The organism is Rhodopirellula sp. P2 (assembly GCF_028768465.1).
Lineage (GTDB): Bacteria > Planctomycetota > Planctomycetia > Pirellulales > Pirellulaceae > Rhodopirellula.
Genome location: NZ_CP118225.1, coordinates 6,826,141 through 6,849,445, shown reverse-complemented (window position 1 = coordinate 6,849,445; position 23,305 = coordinate 6,826,141). Strand labels below are relative to the sequence as shown.

At 56.8% G+C, this 23,305-nt stretch carries 13 protein-coding genes and 1 pseudogene; 6 read left to right on the top strand and 8 right to left on the bottom strand.

Going from position 1 to position 23,305, the window contains the following annotated elements; translation table 11 throughout:
• The first annotated feature begins 63 nt into the window (after window positions 1-63).
• The 3 genes from PSR62_RS24010 (at window position 64) to PSR62_RS24000 (ending at window position 4,889) form a co-directional block, all read left to right on the top strand.
• A complete protein-coding gene (locus PSR62_RS24010) occupies window positions 64-1,491 on the top strand; it encodes a DUF1254 domain-containing protein (RefSeq protein WP_274405484.1) in 1,428 nt (475 codons plus the stop codon).
• Between the two features lie 74 nt (window positions 1,492-1,565).
• On the top strand, window positions 1,566-3,047 hold the full coding sequence (locus PSR62_RS24005; protein WP_274405483.1) for a DUF1254 domain-containing protein: 1,482 nt from the start codon (window positions 1,566-1,568) through the stop codon (window positions 3,045-3,047).
• 366 nt (window positions 3,048-3,413) lie between these two features.
• A complete protein-coding gene (locus PSR62_RS24000) occupies window positions 3,414-4,889 on the top strand; it encodes a TlpA family protein disulfide reductase (RefSeq protein WP_274405482.1) in 1,476 nt (491 codons plus the stop codon).
• A 228-nt stretch (window positions 4,890-5,117) separates the two neighbouring features.
• On the opposite strand, the gene PSR62_RS23995 is transcribed toward PSR62_RS24000, so the two are convergent.
• Window positions 5,118-6,638 (bottom strand): hypothetical protein, encoded by a 1,521-nt coding sequence (locus PSR62_RS23995; RefSeq protein WP_274405481.1) that lies wholly within the window; start codon window positions 6,636-6,638, stop codon window positions 5,118-5,120.
• A 112-nt stretch (window positions 6,639-6,750) separates the two neighbouring features.
• On the bottom strand, window positions 6,751-8,145 hold the full coding sequence (locus PSR62_RS23990) for a THUMP domain-containing class I SAM-dependent RNA methyltransferase (RefSeq protein ID WP_274405480.1): 1,395 nt from the start codon (window positions 8,143-8,145) through the stop codon (window positions 6,751-6,753).
• Window positions 8,146-8,360: 215 nt separating this feature from the next.
• Between PSR62_RS23990 and PSR62_RS23985 the strand changes: the two are divergent.
• Window positions 8,361-9,535 (top strand): annotated as a pseudogene (locus PSR62_RS23985) (acyl-CoA desaturase).
• Between the two features lie 144 nt (window positions 9,536-9,679).
• Here the strand turns inward: PSR62_RS23985 and PSR62_RS23980 are convergent.
• Complete coding sequence (locus PSR62_RS23980) at window positions 9,680-10,861, bottom strand: DUF3500 domain-containing protein (protein WP_274405477.1); 1,182 nt, start codon at window positions 10,859-10,861, stop codon at window positions 9,680-9,682.
• A 389-nt stretch (window positions 10,862-11,250) separates the two neighbouring features.
• A complete protein-coding gene (gene nagA / locus PSR62_RS23975; protein ID WP_274405476.1) occupies window positions 11,251-12,450 on the bottom strand; it encodes an N-acetylglucosamine-6-phosphate deacetylase in 1,200 nt (399 codons plus the stop codon).
• A 449-nt stretch (window positions 12,451-12,899) separates the two neighbouring features.
• Between nagA and PSR62_RS23970 the strand changes: the two genes are divergently transcribed.
• On the top strand, window positions 12,900-14,189 hold the full coding sequence (locus PSR62_RS23970) for a Gfo/Idh/MocA family protein (protein WP_338020253.1): 1,290 nt from the start codon (window positions 12,900-12,902) through the stop codon (window positions 14,187-14,189).
• Between the two features lie 126 nt (window positions 14,190-14,315).
• On the opposite strand, the gene PSR62_RS23965 is transcribed toward PSR62_RS23970, so the two are convergent.
• The 3 genes from PSR62_RS23965 to PSR62_RS23955 form a co-directional block, all read right to left on the bottom strand.
• A complete protein-coding gene (locus PSR62_RS23965; protein WP_274405474.1) occupies window positions 14,316-15,803 on the bottom strand; it encodes a DUF1501 domain-containing protein in 1,488 nt (495 codons plus the stop codon).
• Entirely contained in the window at window positions 15,800-18,433 is a 2,634-nt protein-coding gene (locus tag PSR62_RS23960) for a DUF1553 domain-containing protein (RefSeq protein ID WP_274405473.1), read from the bottom strand. The genes PSR62_RS23965 and PSR62_RS23960 overlap by 4 nt, the downstream gene beginning before the upstream one ends.
• Before the next feature lie 422 nt (window positions 18,434-18,855).
• Entirely contained in the window at window positions 18,856-19,266 is a 411-nt protein-coding gene (locus tag PSR62_RS23955; protein WP_274405472.1) for a hypothetical protein, read from the bottom strand.
• Between the two features lie 1,960 nt (window positions 19,267-21,226).
• On the opposite strand from PSR62_RS23955, the gene PSR62_RS23950 reads away from it, so the two are divergent.
• On the top strand, window positions 21,227-21,931 hold the full coding sequence (locus tag PSR62_RS23950) for a hypothetical protein (RefSeq protein WP_274405471.1): 705 nt from the start codon (window positions 21,227-21,229) through the stop codon (window positions 21,929-21,931).
• Between the two features lie 325 nt (window positions 21,932-22,256).
• Here the strand turns inward: PSR62_RS23950 and PSR62_RS23945 are convergent, their stop codons facing one another.
• Window positions 22,257-23,186: a GGDEF domain-containing protein gene (locus tag PSR62_RS23945; RefSeq protein WP_274405470.1), complete on the bottom strand. Its 930-nt coding sequence runs from the start codon at window positions 23,184-23,186 to the stop codon at window positions 22,257-22,259.
• Window positions 23,187-23,305 lie beyond the last annotated feature (119 nt).

The window sequence follows — 23,305 nt, the reverse complement described above, 5'->3', positions numbered from 1 at the left end:
TCACGATTCTGTTGTCCGGGAATCAAGACTTCAATGTCCCTCCATGCCTGAAGGCCTGTCCAAATGAAATCACTGTTTTTGGCCAACTCGTTTGTCTTCGGCCTGGCCATGGTGCTCTGTCCACAGGGACGTGCGGAGGAAGTGGCCTCGGCCGACCTGCCCCTTTCCGAAACGCCCCTTCCGGAGGTGATTGCGATTGCGAAAGAGGCCTACATTTATGGCTACCCGTTGGTGGACAGCTATCGCATCCAGCACGCCTACTTCGTCAATCAAAACAGCCCTTCGTTCAAGGCACCCTGGAATCAGCTGACCAACATTCCCAATGTTTACACGCCGGCCGACACCGCGATTCAGACGCCGAACTCGGACACACCGTATTCCTGGGCGGGTTTGGATTTGAGGGCCGAGCCGATCGTGATCTCCGTGCCCAAAATTGAAAAGAATCGCTACTACAGCATTCAGTTCATTGACGCGTACACGTTCAACTTCGCCTACGCCGGCAGTCGCACCACCGGCAACGACGCCGGATCGATTCTTGTCGCAGGGCCAGGCTGGGAAGGGGAAAAGCCCGAAGGGATCGAAGATGTGATCCGCTCGGAAACCGATTTCATTCTGGCGGCCTTTCGCACTCAGTTGTTCGATCCGGCCGACATCGAAAACGTCAAGGAAATTCAGTCGCAGTACAAAGTTCAGCCGCTGTCGAAGTTTCTTGGCAAGGCTGCTGCTCCCGCCGCGCCAATGGTTCCGTGGATCAAACCGTTGACGACAGAAGAGCAAAAGACATCGTTGGAGTTCTTCAATGTTCTGAACTTTGTGCTGGGGTATTGCCCGGTCGATCCTTCGGAAGTGGATCTTCGTCAACGCTTTGCCAAGATCGGAATCAAGGGCGGAAAGACGTTCGACCCCGATAAGCTGACACCTGAAATGAAGGCTGCCTTCGAACAGGGACGAGCCCAAGCGTGGAAGGCCTATGCTCAGGACGCTCGAAAGTTGCAGGATGGGGTGATCACGTCAGGCGATGTTTTCGGCACTCGTGAATACTTGAATGGCAATTACCTGCGGCGTTGGTTGGCGACGATCGGCATCTATGGCAACTCGAAGCAGGAAGCGATGTACCCGGTCTATCAAGTGGATTCCAGCGGCGATCCGTTGACCGGCGCCCACCGCTACACCCTGACGTTTCAACCTGGTCAGTATCCTCCTGTGAAGGCATTCTGGTCGTTGACCATGTACAAGCTGCCATCCAGTTTGCTGGTGGCCAACCCAATCCATCGCTACCTGATCAACTCGCCGATGTTGCCGCAGTTGAAAAAGAACGCTGACGGCGGAGTCACGATCTACGTTCAGAAGGAATCGCCCGGCAAAGATCGTGAATCGAACTGGCTGCCCGCTCCCGATGGACCTTTTTCGATGTACATGCGACTGTATTGGCCCAGCGAAGCGGCGTTGGATGGATCTTGGAAAGCACCCAAGTTGGACAAGGTGAAGTGACCGAGTCAACGAATCTGTGGGCCGCAATCCCAAGCCAACCGACCTCTGACAGCCGCACACTGGACAAAAGCAAGATGAAGACCACTCACCAACGATTCGCCCTCTTCCTGATCGTGGGCTTTGTTACCGCACTGACGTTGCCTGCCTGCGATCAACCGGTTGACCCGATCACCGAGGCCGTCAGTGCCGATGGGCAAGCAGGGATCAACATGCCGAGCTTCGAAGAAACCAGAGCGATCGCCGAAGAGGGCTTCATCGACGGCCTGCCGCTGGTGATGAACTATGCGGTCATGAACGAGTTTTGTGTGGACAAGGAATCCGGGCAGTACAAAGCCCCCTTCAACCAGATACACAACGAAGCACGCGTGTTCACCTACAAGGACACCGCGGTGGTCACGGCAAACAGTGATACGCCCTACTCGAGTTTGTGGTTGGACCTGCGCGCCGAACCGATGGTGATCTCGGTGCCGGCGGTCGAGAAGGAACGTTACTATTCGGTTCAGTTGGTGGACGGCAACACTTTCGTCTATGGCTACATCGGCACTCGCGCAACGGGCGTCGAGCCGGGCGACTATCTAGCGGTGGGCCCCGATTGGAATGGGGAGACACCGCCGGGGATCAAGAAGGTGTTCCGGTCCAGCACCCCGTTTGGTCTGACCATTTTCCGCACCCAACTGTTCAACCCCGACGACATGCCGAACGTGGTGAAGGTGCAGTCGGGCTACAAAGCCCAGCCGCTTTCCGCCTTTCTCGGTCAACCCGCACCACCGGCCGCGGAGAAGATCGACTTCGTTCCGGCCAATACGAAGGGGATCAAAGACAACTTTTACGAATATCTCGACGCCGCACTGCAGTTCGTGCCGGAGACGCCGGAGAACAGGTCTGTCCGGGCAAAGCTTGCCACCATCGGCATCGGACCTGGGAAAACCTTCGACTTCAAAGACCTTTCACTGGAACACAAAGCAGAAGTGCTGTTGGGCATGAAGGCCGGTTCTGACAAGGTGGACGCCTTTGCTGCCGACGGGGGCAAGGACCAGAACGGATGGCAAGTCGGAGGACTCGCGGGCGGAGACGAAGCGTTCTTTGGGGGCAACACTTTAAAACTCGCGGCGACAGCAAAGGCGGGGATCTACGCCAACGTGCCGGCCGAAGCCATGTACCCCGCGACCCGCAAAGATACCCATGGCGATGCGATCGAAACCAGCAAACACAACTACACGCTGACTTTCCCCGCCGGACAACTCCCGCCAGTCAACTCGTTCTGGTCGGTCACGATGTACGATGGCAAGAGCCAGTTGCTGATCAAGAATCCGATCGATCGATACTTGATCAACGCGCCGATGCTTCCCGACCTGAAAAAGAATGCTGACGGATCGCTGACGCTGTACATTCAGAAGGACAGTCCGGGGGCTGAGAAGGAGAGCAATTGGCTCCCGGCGCCGGACGGCACAGCCTACTTGGTGATGCGTCTCTACTGGCCCAAAACCGAGGCACCCTCCATTTTGCCGCCGGGCGAAGGCTCTTGGTCGCCGCCGGGGATCGCGAAAGCCAACTGAGGATGAGAGACCTTGGAGTTTTGCGGCCTCGTCCCGCGGTCTGCAAGCGTCGGGCGGTGAGATCGTTCGCTGATGCACGAAGGTGTTCGCAGGACACGGGGGAGCCGGCGCGGTGGTGATTCACTGACCGACCACGTGAGTCCCAGCTCCACGATTCGAAACATGCGACAGTGGGGATGCCAGAGTTTGAGCTGTCGATCGAGTTTCGCAGTCATTGGCTAGTGGTTTGGAATCTGCCATCCGCTTCGGGTTTCGGGGTATTTGAGTTTCCGCCACGAATTGCGTTCAACAGCCCGCATCCGAGACCGGTTAGGATCAGCAACAGGCGGAAACCATTGATTCGATCATCTCTCAAGGAAAAATCAGATGCGTTTGCGAAAGTTCCTGGCCATCGGCTTGTTGACTGCACCGTTGAGCCTCGGGTTTGTCTTCCCGACAATGTCGTCCGGGCAAGACTCGACCGACGCTCCCGACAAAATCTCCAAAGATGTTGCCGAACTGGAGCCCGAGGTCCTCTCGGTGCCTGAGCAAATCCTTCAGTTGGTGAAGGAGGGGAAGCCGGCAGAGGCGGCCAAGGTTCTGGAGACCGCGATGGAATCGGATGCTGTCGCGGAGAATCTGAAACCATTGCATCAAACGATTGCGACGGGCTTTGTTCGGGCACGCCAATACGACAAGGCGATGGCGCAGTTTGGGGCCGCGGTTGAATTCGAACTGGAGCGGACGGATTCGCCTTCCTCCGCGATGCAGCTTTCCAATTTGATCCGGCAAGTCAATGTCTATGGTCTGCCTGCCGCACAACCCGAATTGGTTGCTCAGTGGTCCGACAAAGCCATTGCAAAGGTGCAGGCGTTGGAGGCAGAGCATCCGATCGAAATCCAAACGCCTCTCTCTCGCCTGATCCAAGTTCGTGTCTCCATGTTAGCGCGGGAGGATGAAGAAGCCGCCCGGAAGATGCTGGCAAAACAGGTTGCGAAGTTGGAAGAAATCAACGCGACCGAGGATCGATCGGAGAAGATCTCGGTTGAGTTGATCAATCTGCTGACCACCCAAGCTCGTTTGTTCGAGGATGAGGATGGGCAGGAGCGTGTCGCATCTGCTTTCGCAGAAGCCTTGGACGCCTATCCAGAATCCTCCGTTTTGATGGGGCAGTACGCGAGCAACGAATACTCGGTGATCAGCGGACTCGCTCGGGTCAGTCCCGATGAGGCGATCGAACGCATGGAAGCTGCGGTTGCGAAGTTGACGCCCTACGAAGAAAACCGCAGCGTCGAGTTGACACTACGCCGAATCAAGTCGTTGGAAAGTCGGATCGAGTCGACCCGAAAGCAACTGGAAATGATTGGCCAACCTGCTCCGCCACTGGACATTGACGGATGGGCCAACGCTGATGGAATCGAAGTGGAGGACTTGGATGGCAAAGTTGTCCTGTATGACTTTTGGGCGATCTGGTGTGGTCCTTGCATCGCGACCTTCCCTCACTTGCGAGAATTCCGCGAAGAGTTCGGCGATCAAGGTTTTGAAGTCGTTGGGATCACCCGGTATTACGGCTACACGTGGGATGAAGAAAGCGGCAAGGCGGTGAACGGATCCGAGGATCCAACGCCGGAAGAGGAACGCGAGGCAATCGCGAAATTCTTGCAATCCAAGGACATGGAACACCCCACCATCGTCACCCCCAAGGAAACCGAGATGCAATCCAACTTCGGCGTGACGGGTATCCCGCATGCGGTGCTGGTTGATCGCGAAGGCAAGGTGCAGATGATCAAGGTTGGCAGTGGGCAAGCCAATGCGGACGCACTGCACGCCAAGATCAAAGAGTTGGTGGGGGATGCGTCCTGAGCCGAAAGCATGATGGCTGATGGATCGACTGAACCGCTGCAATTGCAATGGATTGCAATGCAGCCTTCGTCCGTGCGGACAATCGCAGCACGCTGTGTGTGGATCAGCGAGCTGGCGGTTCGCTGGATTGAACACTGGGCTGGTCGGGTAGCGTTCGCTCCAAGCGATAGCCCAAGGCAACAAGCACCACGCAAATCAGCGGGGGCTTTGACCACCAGAATTTCGAGCTCATCGAGCGACAGTCGATTCTGGTTGTGAATCGTTCAAATCGTCGAGCAGATTCAGCAACGTTTCCCGGATTTGGGGTTCGGCATCGACCGCGAGGTAACTCGACTTCGCTCGCCAAGTTTCGTATCCGCCCAAGGCGTGCTGCTCGGGTGTGGGCAGGTAACCGTTGTAGCCGTTGGCGAGTTCGATTGTGAACGTGGGTTGGAAGGGGCTGGAACGTTTGATTGTCAGTCCGGTTTCCACGAACGTTTCGCAGGGGCTGCTGACGATGGCGAGCCCGCCGATTCGAATCGCTTGCAGTTTCATCTTCATGGTCGGCGGGTACTCAGCCAGATCCAGTGTTTCGCCGGCGTAGATCAATTTTCGGTCATTTTTGGGGCCAGGACCGGCATCGGCGAGCAGTTGCTTGGCTCGGTCAATCTCATCGGCATTGGGACGTCGAACGCCCACTTCGATCTCGGTTTCTCGCATCGTTAGCGGCACCCAATCTTCGAATTGGATTCGCTGGTAGGCGACCAGTGCGGAAGCGGCCACATCGTTGGCGACCAAGCGGATTTGTTCGAATGGCGGTTGGTGGTCTCGACCTTCGAAAAAGTTGATGTTGTTGATGTTGCCACTGGTTCCGTTGGTCATCGCAGCAACGAAGGGCGGTTCACTTTCAGTTGCGTCAATCATCTTCGTGAACTGGCGTGCGAACTCACCGAAGTAATCAGCGGATAGTGATTCGGGAGGAACACCGCCGACATAGTGCAGCGAGTAATTCGCCCACATTCCAATTGGCCGGCCGTCGAGGGCTTGGACAGCGAGCACAGGGATTTCAGGGTCGACTGGACCTGCTGGTTGCAACAGTGTGGGACTGTTCGCACTCGGGTTCACACGCACACGGTCCGTCCCCAAATCGAACGGGTCATTGATTTCGACGCCTGGACGTAGAAACCAACGGCGATTGAAGACTTGGCTGGGATTGTTTCCGATCGCCCAGCCGATTCGTGCCGGTTCCAATTGCGAATGGGCTTGGGTGATTCCTGCGGCGATTCGTTTGGCGAGAAACGGGAGGTAGTCATCCTCGACCAAACTTTGAAAGGTCGGTGCAACTGAGACCGCCGTGTGCGTGTGGGTTGCGGAACAGAGCATGTGATCGGTTGCGATGCCGGTGGCTTCGGATGCCATCTGTTTGGCGGAGTCGTAGATCTCACGCGGAATCATGCAGCTGTCGCAGGTGACCAACGCGATGCTTGTCTGACCATCGTTCAGCACCAAGCATCGCGCGTGCAGCGGGTCGTGTGCTTGCTTGGCCACGCGGTGGGTCATGCTGCCTGAGGAGCTGACAGGGAATGTTTCCGGCGTGATGTCGATCGCGACCGCACCGGCGCGGAACACTTTGTCCGTGTCCGCTGCCATCGCAAAGGCTGGCACACCGATGGAAAATGCAAACCACGCAAAGGTCATCGTCCCGAACTTCACAAATGATCGGTTGATCAGAAGTTTGCTTTCGGAACGGAGTCGAATCGAGTGTGTCATCCGTTGCATCATCGTGCCTTTCAATCTTGGAGTCGCAATTTGCTAGTGGCGTTGAGCAACCACATGATAGGCCGAACGAGGTTGGTCCGCTCGTCGATGCACAGGTCAACGTTCACGAGTTCGGTGGCGATTTTGGCCAAGGTGATTTGGGTTTGGGTTCGGCCGGTTCCGGCGTGGCGGGTTCGCTCGTGTTGGACTCGCTCTTCGTCGGCTCGCTCGTGGTGGGCTCAGCAGGTGGCGGAGACTTCTCGGTGGCTGGTCGGTCGCTCGCGTAAGGCTTGGGGCCTTGGTATTGGTAGTACGTGCATTCGATGCGGCCGTTGTAAAGTTTTCGCCGGCGATTCGCCGAGCGGCCCATCGCCCGTTCGAAATTCGGGTACGCGGTCAAGATATAGCGTGACCACGTGGGCAGCTTCTCAAAGACTTGGGGCAATGATTCGTACAACTCGTCGAGTTCCCAATCCTCAGGTCCTTCGCTGTCTTGGTCGTCATGATCGGCGGCATCGAAACGCGACGAATGGCCGGGTCCGATGCGTTGGCCGTAGGGCGGGTTGGTGATCAGGCAGCCGAAGCGTTTGCTGCTGCTGATTTCGTGAACCGGCATGGCTTGGAAATGAATGTCATCTTGAACACCGGCGCGAATTGCGTTGTCTCGGGCGGCGGTCAGGACGCGGCCATCGATGTCGCTGCCCAAAAGCTTTTCTTCCAGCGGCGGCAGGCTTTGATTGGCCGCCGTGGCACGGGTGTCGGACCAGAGTTCGGCCGAGAAATTGGGCCAGGCTTGGCACGCAAATTCTCGCTCGAGCCCCGGGGCCAGATTGCGACCGATTCGGGCTGCTTCAATTGGGATTGTGCCGCTGCCACAGAATGGGTCGATCAGAGGACGACCGGATCTCCAGTAGCTCAGCAAGACCATGGCGGACGCCAAGGTTTCTTTCAGAGGGGCCGACGAAATGTGAGTTCGGTATCCCCGGCGATGCAGGCTGCGGCCGGTCGTGTCGATCGTCAATGTGGCGACGTCTTTCACGATTGCCACGTCGACTTTGTAGAGCGGTCCGGTTTCGGGCAATTCACTGGTTCGGTGGTCTCGCATCATCGCGTCGACGATGGCTTTCTTGACGCTCCTCTGGCAGGCAGGAACGCTGGTCAGCGTCGACTTGATGGAGCGGCCGGTGACGGGAAACGCAGCGTCGGCGGGGAGCAGCTTTCCCCAGTTGATCTGACGGGTTGTTTCGAACAAAGCATCAAAATCAGCGGCGGGGAACTCAGCGACGCGGATCAGAATCCGGTCGGCCGTCCGGAGCCACAGATTGGCTTGGCAAACCATCTCGGGTGTGCCCCGGAACGAAACGCGTCCGGAATCACTGATGGTGGCCTCGATGCCCAGGCCTTTCAGTTCCCGTTTGACGATTGCTTCCAGACCAAACGCACAGGGGACAATCAGGTCAAATGACTGTGGAGCGGCTGGGGGGGGCGGAGCGATCGATTCGCTTTGTTTATTTTCCATCAGTGGTCAGACGTGGACGAAGTGGGGTTCAGGGGTGTCGATGTCGTCAAATTTGACACGAGTTTTGACTGCGTGGACGAGGGACACCATAGTCGATTGGTCTTCCATTTGGACGCACGGTTGTCTGGGAATCGCTCTGATTCGGGGTGGTTATCAGGTTTCAACAGGCTTGTTGGTTGCTTGATCTCAGCCGGAAACTTTGTCTGACCCTCGCGATGCGTCCGTTCACCTCTGAAGCGGCCAGGGACGGCGGCGAATCGTTCTTCCCATTCACCTTCGATACGATATGCTGCGGGGCGATCGGAGACACGGCTGCAGCCGATCGAGTGCAACCACGAGCCGCGAAATTACCCCAGGTATCAGAATGACGACTGAGGCGGCAACCCTTCCAACCGAGCCGGACCAGAACGACTCCGCGGCTGATTGGCAGACACCAACCGAGCCTATGAGTCTTGGCTCGGAAACTTCACCTGCCCAGACAGGTTCCTACAGCGATCCAACCAAACGCTCGATTCGTTGGGATTACACGATCTTTTTCGTGACCCTGCATTTGCTGACGTTGTTGGTTCTGCTTCCCTATTTCTTTTCCTGGGCCGGCGTCGTCGCGTTTGTTGTGGGGGTGGTTGTCTTCGGGCAATTGGCGATTCCAATCGGTTACCACCGCATGCTTTCGCATCGCAGCTTTCGATCACCCAAATGGTTTGAGCGAACGCTGGTGACATTGGCCATGTGCACGGCTCAAGAGACACCCGCACACTGGGTCGCCTGGCATCGGATGCACCATAGCCATTCGGATCACGCGGAAGATCCGCACTCGCCGCGAATCAGTTTTGTGTGGGCCCACGTGCGATGGTTGGTTCACGAGAGCCGGACACGCATGGCGACTTTTTCGATGTACGAAAAGTATGCCCGCGATATTCTGTCGGACCCTTATTACCGATGGATTGAAAAACTGCCCAGCCCGGCGGGAATGTTCTATCTCGCTCATGCGTTTGTGTACGCATTGTTGGCCCTTGGGATCTCAATGCTCGTTTACGGCAACAACGCCGAGGCCTATCAAATGGCGGCCAGCGTTTTTGTTTGGGGAGTGATCGCACGAACCGTTTGGGTTTGGCACATCACTTGGTCGGTCAATTCGTTCACGCATGTGTTTGGATACCGCAACTATCAAACGACCGACGACAGCCGCAACAACTGGTTTGTCAGCTTGCTGACCGCCGGTGAAGGTTGGCACAACAATCATCACGCGGATCCGGCCAGCGCGTCGGTTCAACATCGCTGGTGGGAGATCGACCCCAACTACTACGTGATCCGGTTGTTTGGCATGCTCGGCTTAGCGTCCCACATCATTCGGCCGCGTCACGTGCGCAAGAGCGGAGCGGAAAGCTAAGCAGTTCGGCAGGAGTCCTTCGGCATTGAATCCGTTTTGGGAAGCGTCGTTGGTTTTGGTTCTGCCCCACGCCCCAACGGTTCCCTCGGTGATGCCGGATCATGCCGGATCATGCCTGCCGATTTGCTCAAGCAACTCTCTCGTTCAGTGCGAATGCGATTCGTAGTGCTGGCGTAGGATGTCTTTTCCGTAGTCGTTGCCGTTCGGTGTTCGGATGACGGTGTGAATGTGATCCCGCGTCGGTTCGGACGTTCGAAACGGAGCGACGCGGCGTTGGTGGTCGAACTCGATCAAGACCACCGGGCTGTGGACGCGATAGTAGTACACGCTTTGGTCGGTCGTTCCGCCGATCCAGGCAAAGTAGGTTTCGTCGAGGTGCTGCTTCACCTCGGACATGCGGACCTTTGCGTGTCCTTCTCGCATGTTGCCGACGTACTCTTCGATCAATTGCAGCAACGCTTGCTGTTGGGTGTCATCGAGTTTGGCCCCAACGATTCCCGCGTGGTCCAGTTTGACATTGTCCTTGTAGGCTTCCGTCAGATTGTTGTTGCCGTCCTTGCGATTCATGATGATCGCTTCGGAACGCTGCTCATCGTTCAGCATTTGGATCAGACTCAAGCCCTTGTCTTGCTCGTCCTGCATCACGATCGTTCCCGCGAATTTGCCTTGCTTGGCCTCGACGGGTTCGGAACCCATGAAGACCGGACTCATCACGACTTGGTCGCCTAAGACGAAGTAATTGATGACGACGTGATGCCCATCGAGTTGCCATCCCCAGGGTTCCGTTTCGGATGGTTTCCCCATGACGGTGATCCAGTAAAGCCACTCGTTGTATTCTTGGGGCTTCTTCGCCAGCTCACCGAGCGTTCCGTTCAGCTTCATGATGTCTTGGGTTTTCTTCAGCCCTTTGGCGCTGAGGCTTTGCTGAAGCATTTCGAAGGCCAGCGTTCGTTGTGCCTGCGTCATTTCGTCGAAGCCCACACCCTGGCGTTTGGGGCTGTGTCGGTTGTCCCACTTTCTCCATTCCGTGTCGTCGACGGGGAAGACCGTTCGTTCCCGTTGTTGGTCGGTCAATCCGGCCAGGAAAGCGTCGGCTGCGACACGCACGGGTTCCGTTGTGACACCGGTGGACTCGATGGAGAACAGCCCTTTCTGCAAGCCGTCCGAGGTCGTGATACCAACAAAAGGTTCGTCGACCGTGGGAGCAGCCCGTCGCCCGCCTGGGCGTTGAGCGTGGAGGCTCGAAAGGACGGTTGAGCAGAAAATAAATGCGGTGGCGACTGCGATCCAACGGGGGAAATGTGACGGTCGATTCATGTTTCTCAATTGCGATCGAGGATTCAAGGTGACTGTGTCTTCTGGATTTTACACCCAACGTGCACATTGGAGTGCCAAACACTTTGTAACAATGCGACGGAGCCGGTCCCTGAAGGCTCTACGCCGGATCGGACTGACGATTCAGTGGGGTGAAGTCAGAGTCGAACAGTTGTCCCCAACGGTTCCGTCGGGCCGCGCTCAACGGCCAAGCGTCGTTGCAACCAAATTCACTGGCAAGCGTTCGCGTCAGGTTGCTCGACGACAACGAACCGATCACGCAAACATTTGAGGACAAATGTTCTACTCTGCCCCATGCCCTCTCCGGCGAAACTTTGTTTCGGGAGAGCTGGGGACGGTGATCGATGAAGTGAAAGTTCAGGCCAACTCACACGGTGGTCTCAGCGACTTGTTGAGCAACGCTCTCCATTGATATGGACCTGTTTCACTTTCAAGGTTTTGCTCAGCAAGACGATGTCGGCTTGTTTGCCGGCGGTGAGGCTGCCGACTTGTTGGTCGATGCCGGTTCGCTCGGCGGGAGTCAGGGTGGCCATGCGAACGGCGTCTTGCAGAGGAACGTTTCCGAGCTTGTGCATCGTGCGAACCATGTGGTCCATCCCCATCACGGAACTGGCCAGGGAACCGGGCGACGCCCAGCCAACTTGGCCGTCGCTGGTGAACCAAGATCCGTCCGCTTCCGGGCCAAATCGATATTTCCCTGGCGGCATGTCGAGGGCTCGGTTGCAGTCGGTGACCAAACACAATCGCTCGCTGCCTTTCATCCGCCAGGCAAAGCTCAGGAGTTCCGGTGCCAGGTGCATGCCATCGGCGATGACCTCGGTGCTCATTTCGGGGTTGGACAACACGTACTCCAGCATGCTGCCTTGCATTGGGGCCCCGAGTCGTTTGCGTACCGAAGACACGTTGCTCATCGCGCACCAGAAATGGTCGACGTGTCGCATCCCATTTTTGAATCCAGCGTCCATCTCGTTCCAACTGGAATTGGAATGACCGCAGGTCACCAAGCAGCCCCGTTCGGTCGCGTGTCGATAAAACGCCGCCGCTCCCGGCAGTTCCGCCGCGCAGGTTGCAACCCCGACCATACCGGTGTCAAAGTAGCGGCGGTATTCGGCGGCTCTGGGAGCCCGGCAAACAGACTCGTCGTGACAGCCGGTCTTGCCTTTGGCGAAGTACGGGCCATACAGATGGACGCCGCCGATCTTGCAGCCGGAGCCGATGTCCCAGGCGTCACGGACTTCGCCGCAGGCCGCCAGCATCGCGTGGATTTGAGCGTCTGTTCCGGTGCTGGTGGTTGGAAACAGAGTCGTTGTTCCGTGGCGAGCATGGGATTGGCAAACGGTGTGGACCGCTTCTCGAGTGCCGTCCATCACGTCGGCACCGCCTCCACCATGAATGTGAATGTCGACAAAGCCCGGGCAAATGTAGCCACCCTTCGCATCGATGATCTTCGCCGAGGCGGGGACACGCGAACGAGCGGTTCCGACGTACGTGATTCGCTCATCTCGACAGAGGACGACCGCATTGGGAAGCAACCGGTCAGGCAAAACCGCGGTGCCGTTGAGAAAGCAGAGTTGGGGCACAAGATTCAGTGGGGCTGGAGGACGGTCAGGGTGTCGCGAAAATTATACCGTTGACGAGATGCGCTCGACGTGCCCATTTGCGCTATCATGTTGGAATGCCCCCTTCTTTTGTTTGCTCCGGCCGAGACATCGCATGCGATCCCTGATGCACCGCAGTGTTCCCTTTCTCGTTGTGATGCTGGTTGCTTTGGACGCGGCAACCGGCAAGCGTGTTTGGCAGAACACGTCAGTCCATGTCGATTGCGAATGGTTGCGGGTTCATCCGTGACAATCAAGAAGTGCTGTGCATCAAGCTTCGATCGTGGCGGGGAGATCTTGACGCACTTGATTGCCATCGGCGGGGTCTCAGCCATTAGAATGTGGGAAATGTTGCTGAGCAGGAGATGCGTTCCAGGATGCTGTCTTCGCTGGCAAATCCCTCCGGCTACGCTCTCTCTCCCACCAAAATCATGACCGATCGACGCAGCTTTCTGTCCACCACGCTGGCCGCTGGGGCGGCTCTTGCAACTCCCGCTTTCGTTTCCTCTCAGGCACTCGGGGCTGGCGATTCTGTCGCAGCGTCGGAACGGATCACGCTGGGGGTGATTGGGATCGGCCCTCGGTGCACCTACGATCTGAAAGCGATTTTGAAGCTCAAGGATGTGCAATGTGTCGCCATCGCTGACGTGCAACAGTCACGGCGTGATGCGGGAAAGAAGTTGGTGGACGACCATTACGGCAATCAAGACTGCACGCTCTATCATGATTTTCGAGAATTGCTGGCGCGGGATGATATCGATGCGGTCTTGATCGCAACCGGCGATCGTTGGCATGCTGCCGCATCGATTTTGGCCGCGGAGGCTGGCAAAGACGTCTACAGCGAAAAGCCGTGTGGGATCACCATTCGTGATTGCCAGTTGCTCGACGAGACCTTCCAGCGAACCGGCCGAATCTTTCAGGCGGGCACGCAGCGACGGAGTGTGCCGAACTTCATCCAAGCCGTTCAAGTGGCTCAGTCGGGAAAGCTCGGCGAGCTCAAAGAATTGCAGGCCACCGCTTACTTGCCAACGTTGGACAACACTTGGTTGCCTGCTCAACCGACACCGGACAACGCCGTTTGCAATTGGAACATGTGGTTGGGCCCCGCCCCGTGGCGTCCGTTCAACCAGAAGTACGTGGACGGTGGTTGGCGTGGTCAGTATGACTTTGATAGCGGAGCACGGTTGTTGGATTGGGGGGCTCACACGCTGGATCTTTGCCAATGGGCCGCAGGCGCCGATGACACAATGCCAGTGAAGTATGAGCCTTCGCAAACCGCGATCACTTGCACTTATGCCAACGGTGTTCGCTTGACGGTGGATTTCTTAGAAGAACCGTTTGGTGATCGCAGCCCGCGTTGGCTGACTCGGTTGGGGACTTGCCCGGTGCGGTTCATCGGTGACGATGGTTCCGTCGAAACGGGCGATGAAGGCGAGATCGTGGCCTCCTCACCTACCCTGCAAAAAGAACTGGCGAGCAATCAGCGTGTGCGTGGTTTGGACGTCACCGCCCATGCACGGAACTTCTTTGATTGCATCAAGAGTCGGGAACAAACCACCTGCAATTCAACCGTCATGCGTCGGTCGCACGTTGCCTGCCACGCCGCAGCGCTGTCTTGGATCTTGAACCGCACGCTTGCGATTGACCCTGCAACGGAGACGTTCGTGGATGACGACGAGGCCAACCGTCTGCGCAGTCGTGCCAAGCGAGACTGGACCTGAGTCATGACGTGTTCCCAGGCCTCTGCAGGGAACACATTGCTCTGACTGGAAACACACTGTCCTGCAGGCTCCGGCCTGCATTTCACGGGAAAGAGATCCGAGATAGAAGGCAAGTGCCGTGTTGCTTTAGGCAATCACGTCGTGGATGACGTGACCGAAATCTTTTTCCAGTCGTTGTCGACCGGGAACGACCAACTCGTGCGGGTTCAGTCCCAGTTGGTGCAAAATCGTGGCGTGGATGTCGGTCACATAGTGGCGGTCTTCAACGGCGTGAAATCCAATCTCATCGGTGGCCCCGTGCGTCATGCCACCCTTCACTCCACCGCCTGCCATCCAAACACTGAATCCGTAGGGGTGATGATCACGACCGTTGGATGATTGGGCACCAGGAGTTCGCCCGAACTCGGTCGCCCAGACGACCAGGGTTTCGTCCAGCAGCCCGCGTTGTTTCAGATCTTTCAGCAAGGCACCAATCGGTTGGTCGGTTTGCTTGCACAGTTTGGTGTGTCCGGCTTTCAGGCCTTTGTGGTTGTCCCACTGCCCTGCCCCGCCGTTGCTGCCGTGGTAAACCTGGACAAACCGAACGCCTTGTTCGACCAATCGGCGGGCCGTCAGCATCTGACGTCCGAAGACTTTGGTCTCGGGTTGGTCCAGCCCATACGCTCGCTGAGTCTGGGCGGTTTCATCTTCCAGTCGCACCACGTCGGGAACCGCGGTTTGCATTCGAAACGCCAATTCGTAGGAACGGACTCGGGCCCGCAGGGCTTCGTCGTTTGGGAATTGTTCCGATGAGATCTGATTCAGTTGACGCAGCAGTTCAAACTCGCCGGCTTGCTCTTCCTGGTACACGCCACCTGGTGGTGCCGCATAGGGCAGCGGGATGTCTGAATCAATGTCCAGCGGAATCCCGTCGAATTGCGGGCCCAAGTAGTTCGCACGATGGCATTCGCGGCCGCCGCAACAATCGGCGACAGGGGTTCCCATCACAACAAATTGAGGCAGGTTTTCGTTGAGTGAGCCCAGTCCATAGGTCGCCCAGGAACCGATGGTAGGAAAGAAACCGTCGACGCGATGGCGTCCGGTATGAAATTGCAGTTGAGCGCCGTGGTTGCTGTCTTCGGTCCACATTGACCGAATCACGCACAGGTCATCGGCACAGGTGCTGACGTGCGGGAACCAATCGCTGATTTCGATCCCGCTTTCGCCACGCGGTGCGTAGCCGACTTGCAGGGGATAGATTTCGTTGCGAATGAATCCGTTGTTGGGGTCAAACGCGACCACGCGTTCGTTGGCCAAGTAGGGGGACTCAAGGACTTTGGCGTAGGGGGTTTCCTTGATCGTTTTGCCGGCCAGTTTGTTCAGTTGCGGCTTCGGATCAAAGGTCTCCATGTGGCTGGCGCCGCCGATCATGAACAGCCAGATCACGCTCTTGGCTTTCGGGGCGATCTTCTTCAGTTCGCTTTCCGCGCTGGCGTCGCCGTGAGCGACCGAGTCACCCTGCAGCAGGCTGGACAGTGCAATGCTTCCAAATCCCAGCCCGAGATCTTGCAGAAAGCCACGGCGGTGCCGTTCGGAGAATGGATGGGGGCCTTTGTTTCCAAATTGCATGCTCATCGCACCGTTACAAAGTCGTTGTGGTTGAACAGAACGTGAACCAAGTTTTCACGTGCGCGAAGGTTCGCATCGGTCGCTGGCGGAACGGCGGTTTTCGCCTTCCCGGGAGAAGGAGAGAGTTTCTCCGGATCAGCCAGCAAGGTTGCTTGGTGGGTCAAGAACGACTCGCAGGCGGAGCGTTCACTGTCGGTTGGTTCGCGTCCCAGAATCGCGGCGTAGGCTTCCGCGACGAACGCGGGATCGTCGCTGGCTTCGGCACTGAGACGCGCCGCGGTCTGGCGAGATTGATCGACCGCCAGCGGACTGTTGGCGAGCGCCAGTGCTTGTTGCGGGACAATGCTTTCCGATCGTCGATAGCAATCCGTTGGGTTGGCCGCGTCGAAGATGACCAGCATTGGCATCTGTTTCTCATAGGCATGGCGGAAGTAAACGCTTCGTCGCAGCGTCGTTTCGCCTTTCTTGAAATCGATGTCCGGGCCGCCTCTGGATCGGTCCAGCGTCCCAGCAATCGAAAGCAGATTGTCGCGAACCAGTTCGGCCTCCAGACGGCGCGCGTTGGCGCGCCAAAGTTGCAAGTTGTCGGGATCGATCTCGGCGTTCTTCGCAAACGCGGTTTCCGAATCTTGCGACGCTGACGAGGCGAGTTGATAGGTGCGAGATTGAACAATCAGTCGATGGATGTGCTTCATGCTCCAGTTGTTTTCGACCAGTTCCACGGCCAACCAGTCCAGCAGTTCGTGGTGGAGGGGGTGTGGTGATCGGAGACCAAAGTCGTCGAGGTTTGGAACCAGCGGTTGCCCAAAGTAACGCGTCCAGATGTGGTTGATGGCAACACGAGCGGTCAGGGGGTTTTGGGGATTGGTGATCCAGTGTGCGAGTGCCGTTCGTCGTCCGCTGCTGGTCGTCGGGTAGCTCTTGCCCACCGGGGTGAACTTGCCGTCCTGGGCAACCAGCTGAACGGAGGCGTCGACCAACTTCTTCTCGAGTTCGGCCAGTTTCTTGTTGGCCGCATCGAGGGCAGACTTCTTTTTGGTCTCGTCTGTTTCCTTGGAGTCTTTGGCGGTCGCCACCGCGTTGCGTTGCTTCAGCACGTCGAGCAATGCTTGTTGAAAACGCAGCGTTCGTTCGGACTTGGCCGCTTGGACGGCGAGGTCTTTGGGGGACGTTTGATCGGCAGCCGATTCGTCATGGTTTGAATTCGTGCTGGCGAACTTGGCTTTGGTGGCGGCCCAACGTTGTCGAACGGACTTCAGGTTTGCTTCGGCGACGGTGAGTTGTTGGCGTTTGATGGAGTCTTGTTTGTCACCGGACGATTGCTGTGATTTCAGGGCCGACTGAAGTTTCTGTTCTGCAGCGGCCATTTCCTCGGCTTCGATGTAGTCCCGCAGAAAAGGATTGGACGCGAGCTCTGGCAACGCGACCGGTGCGATCGCGAAGGGGACCTCGACGATCTCCGGGACGGACGGGGCGATTGGATGATCTTTGTCTGGATTTTTTTCGTTGCCCTGGATGTACAAGTAGGTCGGAACGTTCAGGTCCGCGTCATAGACTCGTGGGAGACCGAGCTTCGCGGTGTCGGGTTCTCCCGGCAAACGTTCGGTGCGGACTTGGTGGGGTTGGAAGATCGCTCGAAACGCGTAGTACTCTTGCTGCGAGATGGGGTCGTATTTGTGGTCATGGCAACGAGCGCAGGCGATCGTCATTCCCAGGAATGCTTTGGCGGTGTGTTCGACAGTCGCGTCCAACCAAATGTCTCGATTGCTTTTGTGGAAGTTCCGAACCAGGAACCCGGTGGCACGCAACACGTCGAGGTCTTCCGGGGCGATTTCATCTCCGGCCACCATTTCATGGATCATTTGGTCGTAGCCTTTGTCCACGTTCAGCGATTCGATGATCCAATCTCGCCAATGCCAGATGTGTCGTTGACTGCCACGAAGTTCATTTTTGTAGCCATCCCAATCGCTGTATCGCCACACATCCATCCAGTGCCGTCCCCACTTTTCTCCATAGGCGGGATCGTCCAGCAATCGATCCACACGCGCTTGCCAAGCCTCGCTCGAAGAATCGGCTGCGAACTCAGTTTGGTCGGCTCGGGTCGGTGGCAATCCTGTCACGTCCAAGTGCAGGCGTCGCAAAGCAATCGCAGGATCCGCTGGTGGAACGGGAGCCAATCCGCTTTGTCGCCACTGGACAAACATCAATGCGTCGATGGGGTTCGCCGACCAAGGTTCAGGAACGTCGGTCGCGAGCTTGGGTTGAGTGGGAGCTTGGTAGGCCCAGTGCTGGGACGGCGATTCCATGATCACTTCGTCCGGCGGGCTGGGGGCGCCGAGTTCGATCCAGCGGGTCAGCTGTTCAAGCTGTTGAGCCGATAGCGGCGTGCCTTCGCCTGCGGGCGGCATTCGCTCGTCGGGATCCGAAGAGGTGACTCGTCGAATCAGTTCGCTTTCGGAAGGCTGTTTGAAATCCAGCAGGCCGTTGGGATCGTGATCCCCGCGGATCAGGGACCCAGCATCCAGCCTGAGTCCGCCCTCTTGTTGGAGGACGCCATGACAGGAACCGCATTTCTCTTGGAAAAGTGGTTTGATATCAGCGTCGTAATCCACGTCAGCTCGCAGGTGGGAGCTCATGAGAACGATCGCCAGGACGGCAAGGATGGGGCGCGACATAGGTGGGGCATCTGCTTCGCGGGAGGTGGGAGACCCCCAGCGTAACCCCAACCGATGGGCCCAGTCCAGCTTTTTGCCTGCGAAACCTGAGACCGGCTTCTTTGATTCTTGCGGCACAAGGGTTTCGATGAAGCCAGCTGAGGGATTTTCGTTGTCGCTTCTCTCGAACCAGATGCTGAAAGCGTTTCGGGAGGCTGAGATGCTTCCGACTAGCGGAGGCTGGTGGGGGCGAGAGAAGCCGCTGCCGATGAACGCCGCAAACCGTGATTGTCAAACCCTGCGGGGGCGATGATGGATCAACGGGCCGAACCGCTTTCTCGGCTTGGGCATCCTGCGTCTCGAACGCAGGATGTCCAAGCTTCCGAGTGAACAACGGACGCTCGTTAGCCCTGAGATTCGGGTGTCGCGTCGTTCTTTGAAACCTTCGCAACAGTCTTTTCGGATGAGCTGTCGGGGACTTGGGGGGTCTCCGATTCCTCTGTTGACTCTTTTTCAAGTTGAGCGGCGTACTCTTTCAGGATCGACTCTTTGACGACCACTTCAATGTTCACATTGGCTTTCGCATTGGGGGGTGAGGCATTCTTTGACGAACTTTTGACAATGGGGGATCCATCTTGTTTGGTTGCATTGGGGAGTTCCGCGCGAACCTGTTCAGCTGTCGCGCAATGCAAAATGAGCCATGTTGCGGGCATTCCGCCTGCATGAAATGGTGAGTTCGCGTCGGGATCGTTAATGACGTAAACATCGTAGACGGTTCTGTTATCCTCTTGGCGACGTTGGATCTTCATACGCATGAGTTGAGGGACCAATCGACATTCAACCGTTTTCTGTTCGCAGTCGTTGATTGGAACGCAAACTTTGAAGCTGCAGCCGGGAACACACTGGATGTCCTTCTTGCCAATCTCGACACATCGTTCGACGGTGCACCAAATTTGCGGGACATCAGTCTCATGCTGGAAGTCAAATTCCCAGTCATAGCAGTTGATATTGTGGTCGATCTTTGGAATGGTTCCGTAGATGTCGCACTTAATGGGAGTCTTGGTTGTCGGACCAGTTTTTTTGCACGGTGGAAGTGTGATCTTGCAATGAAGGTCCTTGCACTTGCAGGGGCCGGTCGTGGTTCCGCCGCAATCGCAGACGCTCAGTGGGTCAGGTGTGGAAGATGTCACAACCGATTGGCTGTGAGTGACATGTTGTGTGGGTGGGGCGGTGTAGACTGGTGCGGGATAGGTTGGCTGCGAGTGGATCGGATGGGAACGAACGATGACTGACCGGGTGTGATACTGCCCAAAAGTATCCGATGCAAAAGTGGCTGAGAGAATGGTGACTGCAAAAATGCAGACGGGGAACGTTGCTGCCGGCGACTTCATAGGGTGCTCCAGTTGAACAGAAAATGGAAGTGTGTTCCTTCGCCGCAGGCGATGGGGCTGATGGTCAGCGAAGGAGGATTGGATTCTATGAGAGTCTGGGGGGGATGCCACGGAAGCGAACGTGTTGCAAACCGGAAACCGAGTGTCCGGTTGGATGCTCTATTTCCAGTCAGGATGATTGATGAACCAAATGTCTCGGGCAAGGGAGCTTTCGATATAGGCAAAGGGCAACCATCCGTATCCATTTGCTCCCCAGTGTTTGTCCCAACATGTTTTGATTAAGAAGGCACCGTGGTTTTGGTGTCGGTGATTGATTGTTTGGCATCCGATGAAGGGTGAGACGATGTGGTGATCGTTGTAGCCCAGGACGATGCACGCAGTTCCGCCCTCGGTTCCGCCACGTGACGTGTCCAGCGGGATTGTTGGGGAGGTGCCATCTGAGAGGCTGGATGGAACGGGGAACCCTAAGAGGCAAGGTGTGCTTGCGTTGAGGCAATTGCGGATTGCAGCGACCAGAGAAGATCTGGGTGTCTTCCAAGTGTCGATTCGGAAGTATGAAAGTTCGCTATAAGGTTTGGTGAAAGAAAATAATTCGGGTGTTGGCGGATTGTCTTTCGACCAATTCGTCTCGGATGGGAAGAGGCGTTCAGGAGGACACCCAAGACGCTTGAGGGTTTTGATGGTGGATCGGAGACTCACGCCGTGTGCACCGCCTCCACCCCAGAGACGCAGCGTCATTTGATGGAGGAAGAGCGCTGAGGCTGTCAGCGGGGTTCCCTGCCATTTCCGCGAGGACCAATCAAGCAAAGAAAGAACGACCGGGGCACAGGAACGAGACTGGCTGAATGATTGGCAAGAAAATTCAAGTCCCTCTTCACGTAAGTCCACGCGTGTATGTGTCTTGGGAACGAACTGGAATCGAGGGGATTCGATGTCTCGTGTGTCCGGTACATCTGGACACCATCCATGAGAGAGGTTGCATTTCGAGTCCATGTGTCATTGTTTTCATGACGAGGAAGTGAGTGCGAAGCAGGTTGACTGGGATGGTTGGATACAACCACGTGAGTCGCTTGGCGTTCGCCACGGTTTTCACGCACAACCGTGGCGAATGCCAAACGGCTCACATACCCGAAGACTCCTGGATGCCTGCTTAAGAAATAGGTTCTTGAGATTGCTTCTGAGTCAGCAGTCTTTTGATTCGGTACGACTCACTGGTTCGAAGCGGTTGATGGTGAGTGGAATCGCGCGCATGCACAACCAATAACCAAAGGATGCGTGCGGGGCGCCAATCGGACGGAAACGGATTGTTCGTTGACAGTGGGCCCCCATTTGGTACCCTTGGCATCGCACCCGGATAGATCTGCTTGGTTGGGGAGCCAAAGGAATGGAGACTAGTGTGATCCCGTTCACTGATTTCAGCTCGCAGTTTGAGAAGCGTAAGTTTCGCCAGTTCTCCCATTTCCTCCAGGCTCTTCAGGAGGCACGCGAGTACGCCACGGATTTGCAATGCTCTGCACAGGAGTTTGCCATCAGCGTTGCGGATGCGGAGTCGATGGGGATCGGCACCAACGATTTGATTTGGATGACCCGTAAAGGTTGGGTTCGAACGTTTGGTACCGAGGAGTTCCAGCTCGATGTTGGGGAACTCGATTCAGCTCTTCCCAGTTCGGGATGGCGCCACGCTCGCTTCGTGTTGGGCGATTTGGGACTCCGATTGGTTCAAGGTGGTTCCGAGTTGTCGGTGGCTGAGATGCCGAATGCGGTTGAACCGTCGTCGCGTTGTTCGTCTCCAGCATCGAAACCGAGTTGGGATCCCGAACGACATGAGTTGACCTTTCAGGGGAAACTGGTGAAGCGTTTCCGTTGGCCAGCAACCAACCAGGAGGTCGTGTTGAGCGCATTTCAGGAGGAGTCTTGGCCATTGCGAATCGACGATCCCTTGCCAGGAGCCGATGATTTGGAGCCCAAGCGAAGACTGAGCGATACCATCAAGTGTTTGAACCGGAACCAGCAGTATTCACTGCTTCGGTTTCGTGGAGATGGGACCGGCGAAGGGATCATTTGGGATATCGACGGGATCCCGGCCTGAATGCTGGGGCGTTGATCGGGGGCATGGATTCACCGATACGGTCAATCCGTGACGCCTGGAGGGGGATCACCCGGCAGCAATCTGCTGTGCATTGAAGGTGCCAGCGCAAAACGGGCGGTTCTGCCTCATCGTTCAAGCGATCTTGTCGTTGGGCACGTGTTCGGTGTGCCGTGCCAGTGCAGAAGGCAACCTCAGTTCGGTTCACCGTCCCCCTTAGGACAGCAGTCATGTCCGTGTCGTGCATGGGTGCTACGACGGGACCGAGCAGGGCAATTGAGTTCCGCTTGCTGAGTTCCCTGGTTTGTGAGGAGTCTGCGGTCTGAAATCAACCGCGAACTTGATTGCGACCTGAACGCTTTGCTTCGTAGAGTTGTTGGTCGGCTGACCCGATCAAATCTTTGACCGATTGAGCTTGGTCGGGATCCGAAACGGCAACGCCGAAGCTGGCGGTGATCGGGAGTGGGCCAATCGAGGTTGCGAAGGGTGTGTCAGCGATCGTTGCTCGGCAGCGTTCGGCAATTTCCATCGCGTCTTCGCGACCTGTCGCGGCGAGCAGCAAGCAGAACTCTTCGCCGCCATAACGAGCGAGCATGTCGTCGGCTCGGCAGAATGCTTGGATGCGTTGTCCAAAGGTTCGCAAGACATCGTCCCCCACCAAGTGCCCGTGCGTGTCATTGACGGATTTGAAGTGGTCGATGTCCAGCATGATGACGGCCATCTGTAGCTGGGCACGTGTCGAACGTGACAGTTCTCGATCCATGGCTTCTGTCAAGAACCGTTTGTTCATGGCGCCGGTGAGCGCGTCGCGGGTCAATGCGTTGTAGACCGTTTCGTGATACTGCGTCTCGATGCTGTCGGCAGACAGAAACCGGAAGAGAAAGCTGCCGATGCGGACCGTGTCGCCACTTTCCAAGCTGCGATCGGCCTGGATCACGGTTTCGTTGACCAGCGTTCCGTTGGTGCTGCCTAGGTCACGGATGAGGTAGCCGTCTTGCCCGCGAATCAGCTTGGCGTGCTGGCGAGAAACACTGTTGTCAAAGAGCGGCAAGTCAGAGTCGGGGGATCGACCGATTTGGAACTCGTCTTGTTCCAAAAGCAGCATGCCTTCGATGACGTCCGGCGGATAGATTTGCACCAAGCAGCACTCGTTGTTCGATTCGCATGTCGGAACGGTTGGCTGTTGTCGCAGCGTGGCTTCAGACTCATCGAGGCCGGTTGGGATCGTCTGGCTGGCTGGGGGGGCAACGGTTGTCATCTGACCTGCTCCATTCATATTTTCGGGGGGCCGTGGAACGACTGCACGGCGACGGCAGACGCCATTGTTTGGGCTTGCTTGCAACCATGGGTTACGGTGTCCTCTTTTGGAACACAGTG

What these genes read in the sequence shown, in the direction of transcription:
- PSR62_RS24010 (WP_274405484.1), top strand. Translation starts at nt 64, where the DNA reads ATGAAATCACTGTTTTTGGCCAACTCGTTTGTCTTCGGCCTGGCCATG.
- PSR62_RS24005 (WP_274405483.1), top strand. Translation starts at nt 1,566, where the DNA reads ATGAAGACCACTCACCAACGATTCGCCCTCTTCCTGATCGTGGGCTTT.
- PSR62_RS24000 (WP_274405482.1), top strand. Translation starts at nt 3,414, where the DNA reads ATGCGTTTGCGAAAGTTCCTGGCCATCGGCTTGTTGACTGCACCGTTG.
- PSR62_RS23995 (WP_274405481.1), bottom strand. Translation starts at nt 6,638, where the DNA reads ATGACACACTCGATTCGACTCCGTTCCGAAAGCAAACTTCTGATCAAC.
- PSR62_RS23990 (WP_274405480.1), bottom strand. Translation starts at nt 8,145, where the DNA reads ATGGAAAATAAACAAAGCGAATCGATCGCTCCGCCCCCCCCAGCCGCT.
- PSR62_RS23970 (WP_338020253.1), top strand. Translation starts at nt 12,900, where the DNA reads ATGACCGATCGACGCAGCTTTCTGTCCACCACGCTGGCCGCTGGGGCG.
- PSR62_RS23965 (WP_274405474.1), bottom strand. Translation starts at nt 15,803, where the DNA reads ATGAGCATGCAATTTGGAAACAAAGGCCCCCATCCATTCTCCGAACGG.
- PSR62_RS23960 (WP_274405473.1), bottom strand. Translation starts at nt 18,433, where the DNA reads ATGAGCTCCCACCTGCGAGCTGACGTGGATTACGACGCTGATATCAAA.
- PSR62_RS23955 (WP_274405472.1), bottom strand. Translation starts at nt 19,266, where the DNA reads ATGCGTATGAAGATCCAACGTCGCCAAGAGGATAACAGAACCGTCTAC.
- PSR62_RS23950 (WP_274405471.1), top strand. Translation starts at nt 21,227, where the DNA reads ATGGAGACTAGTGTGATCCCGTTCACTGATTTCAGCTCGCAGTTTGAG.
- PSR62_RS23945 (WP_274405470.1), bottom strand. Translation starts at nt 23,186, where the DNA reads ATGACAACCGTTGCCCCCCCAGCCAGCCAGACGATCCCAACCGGCCTC.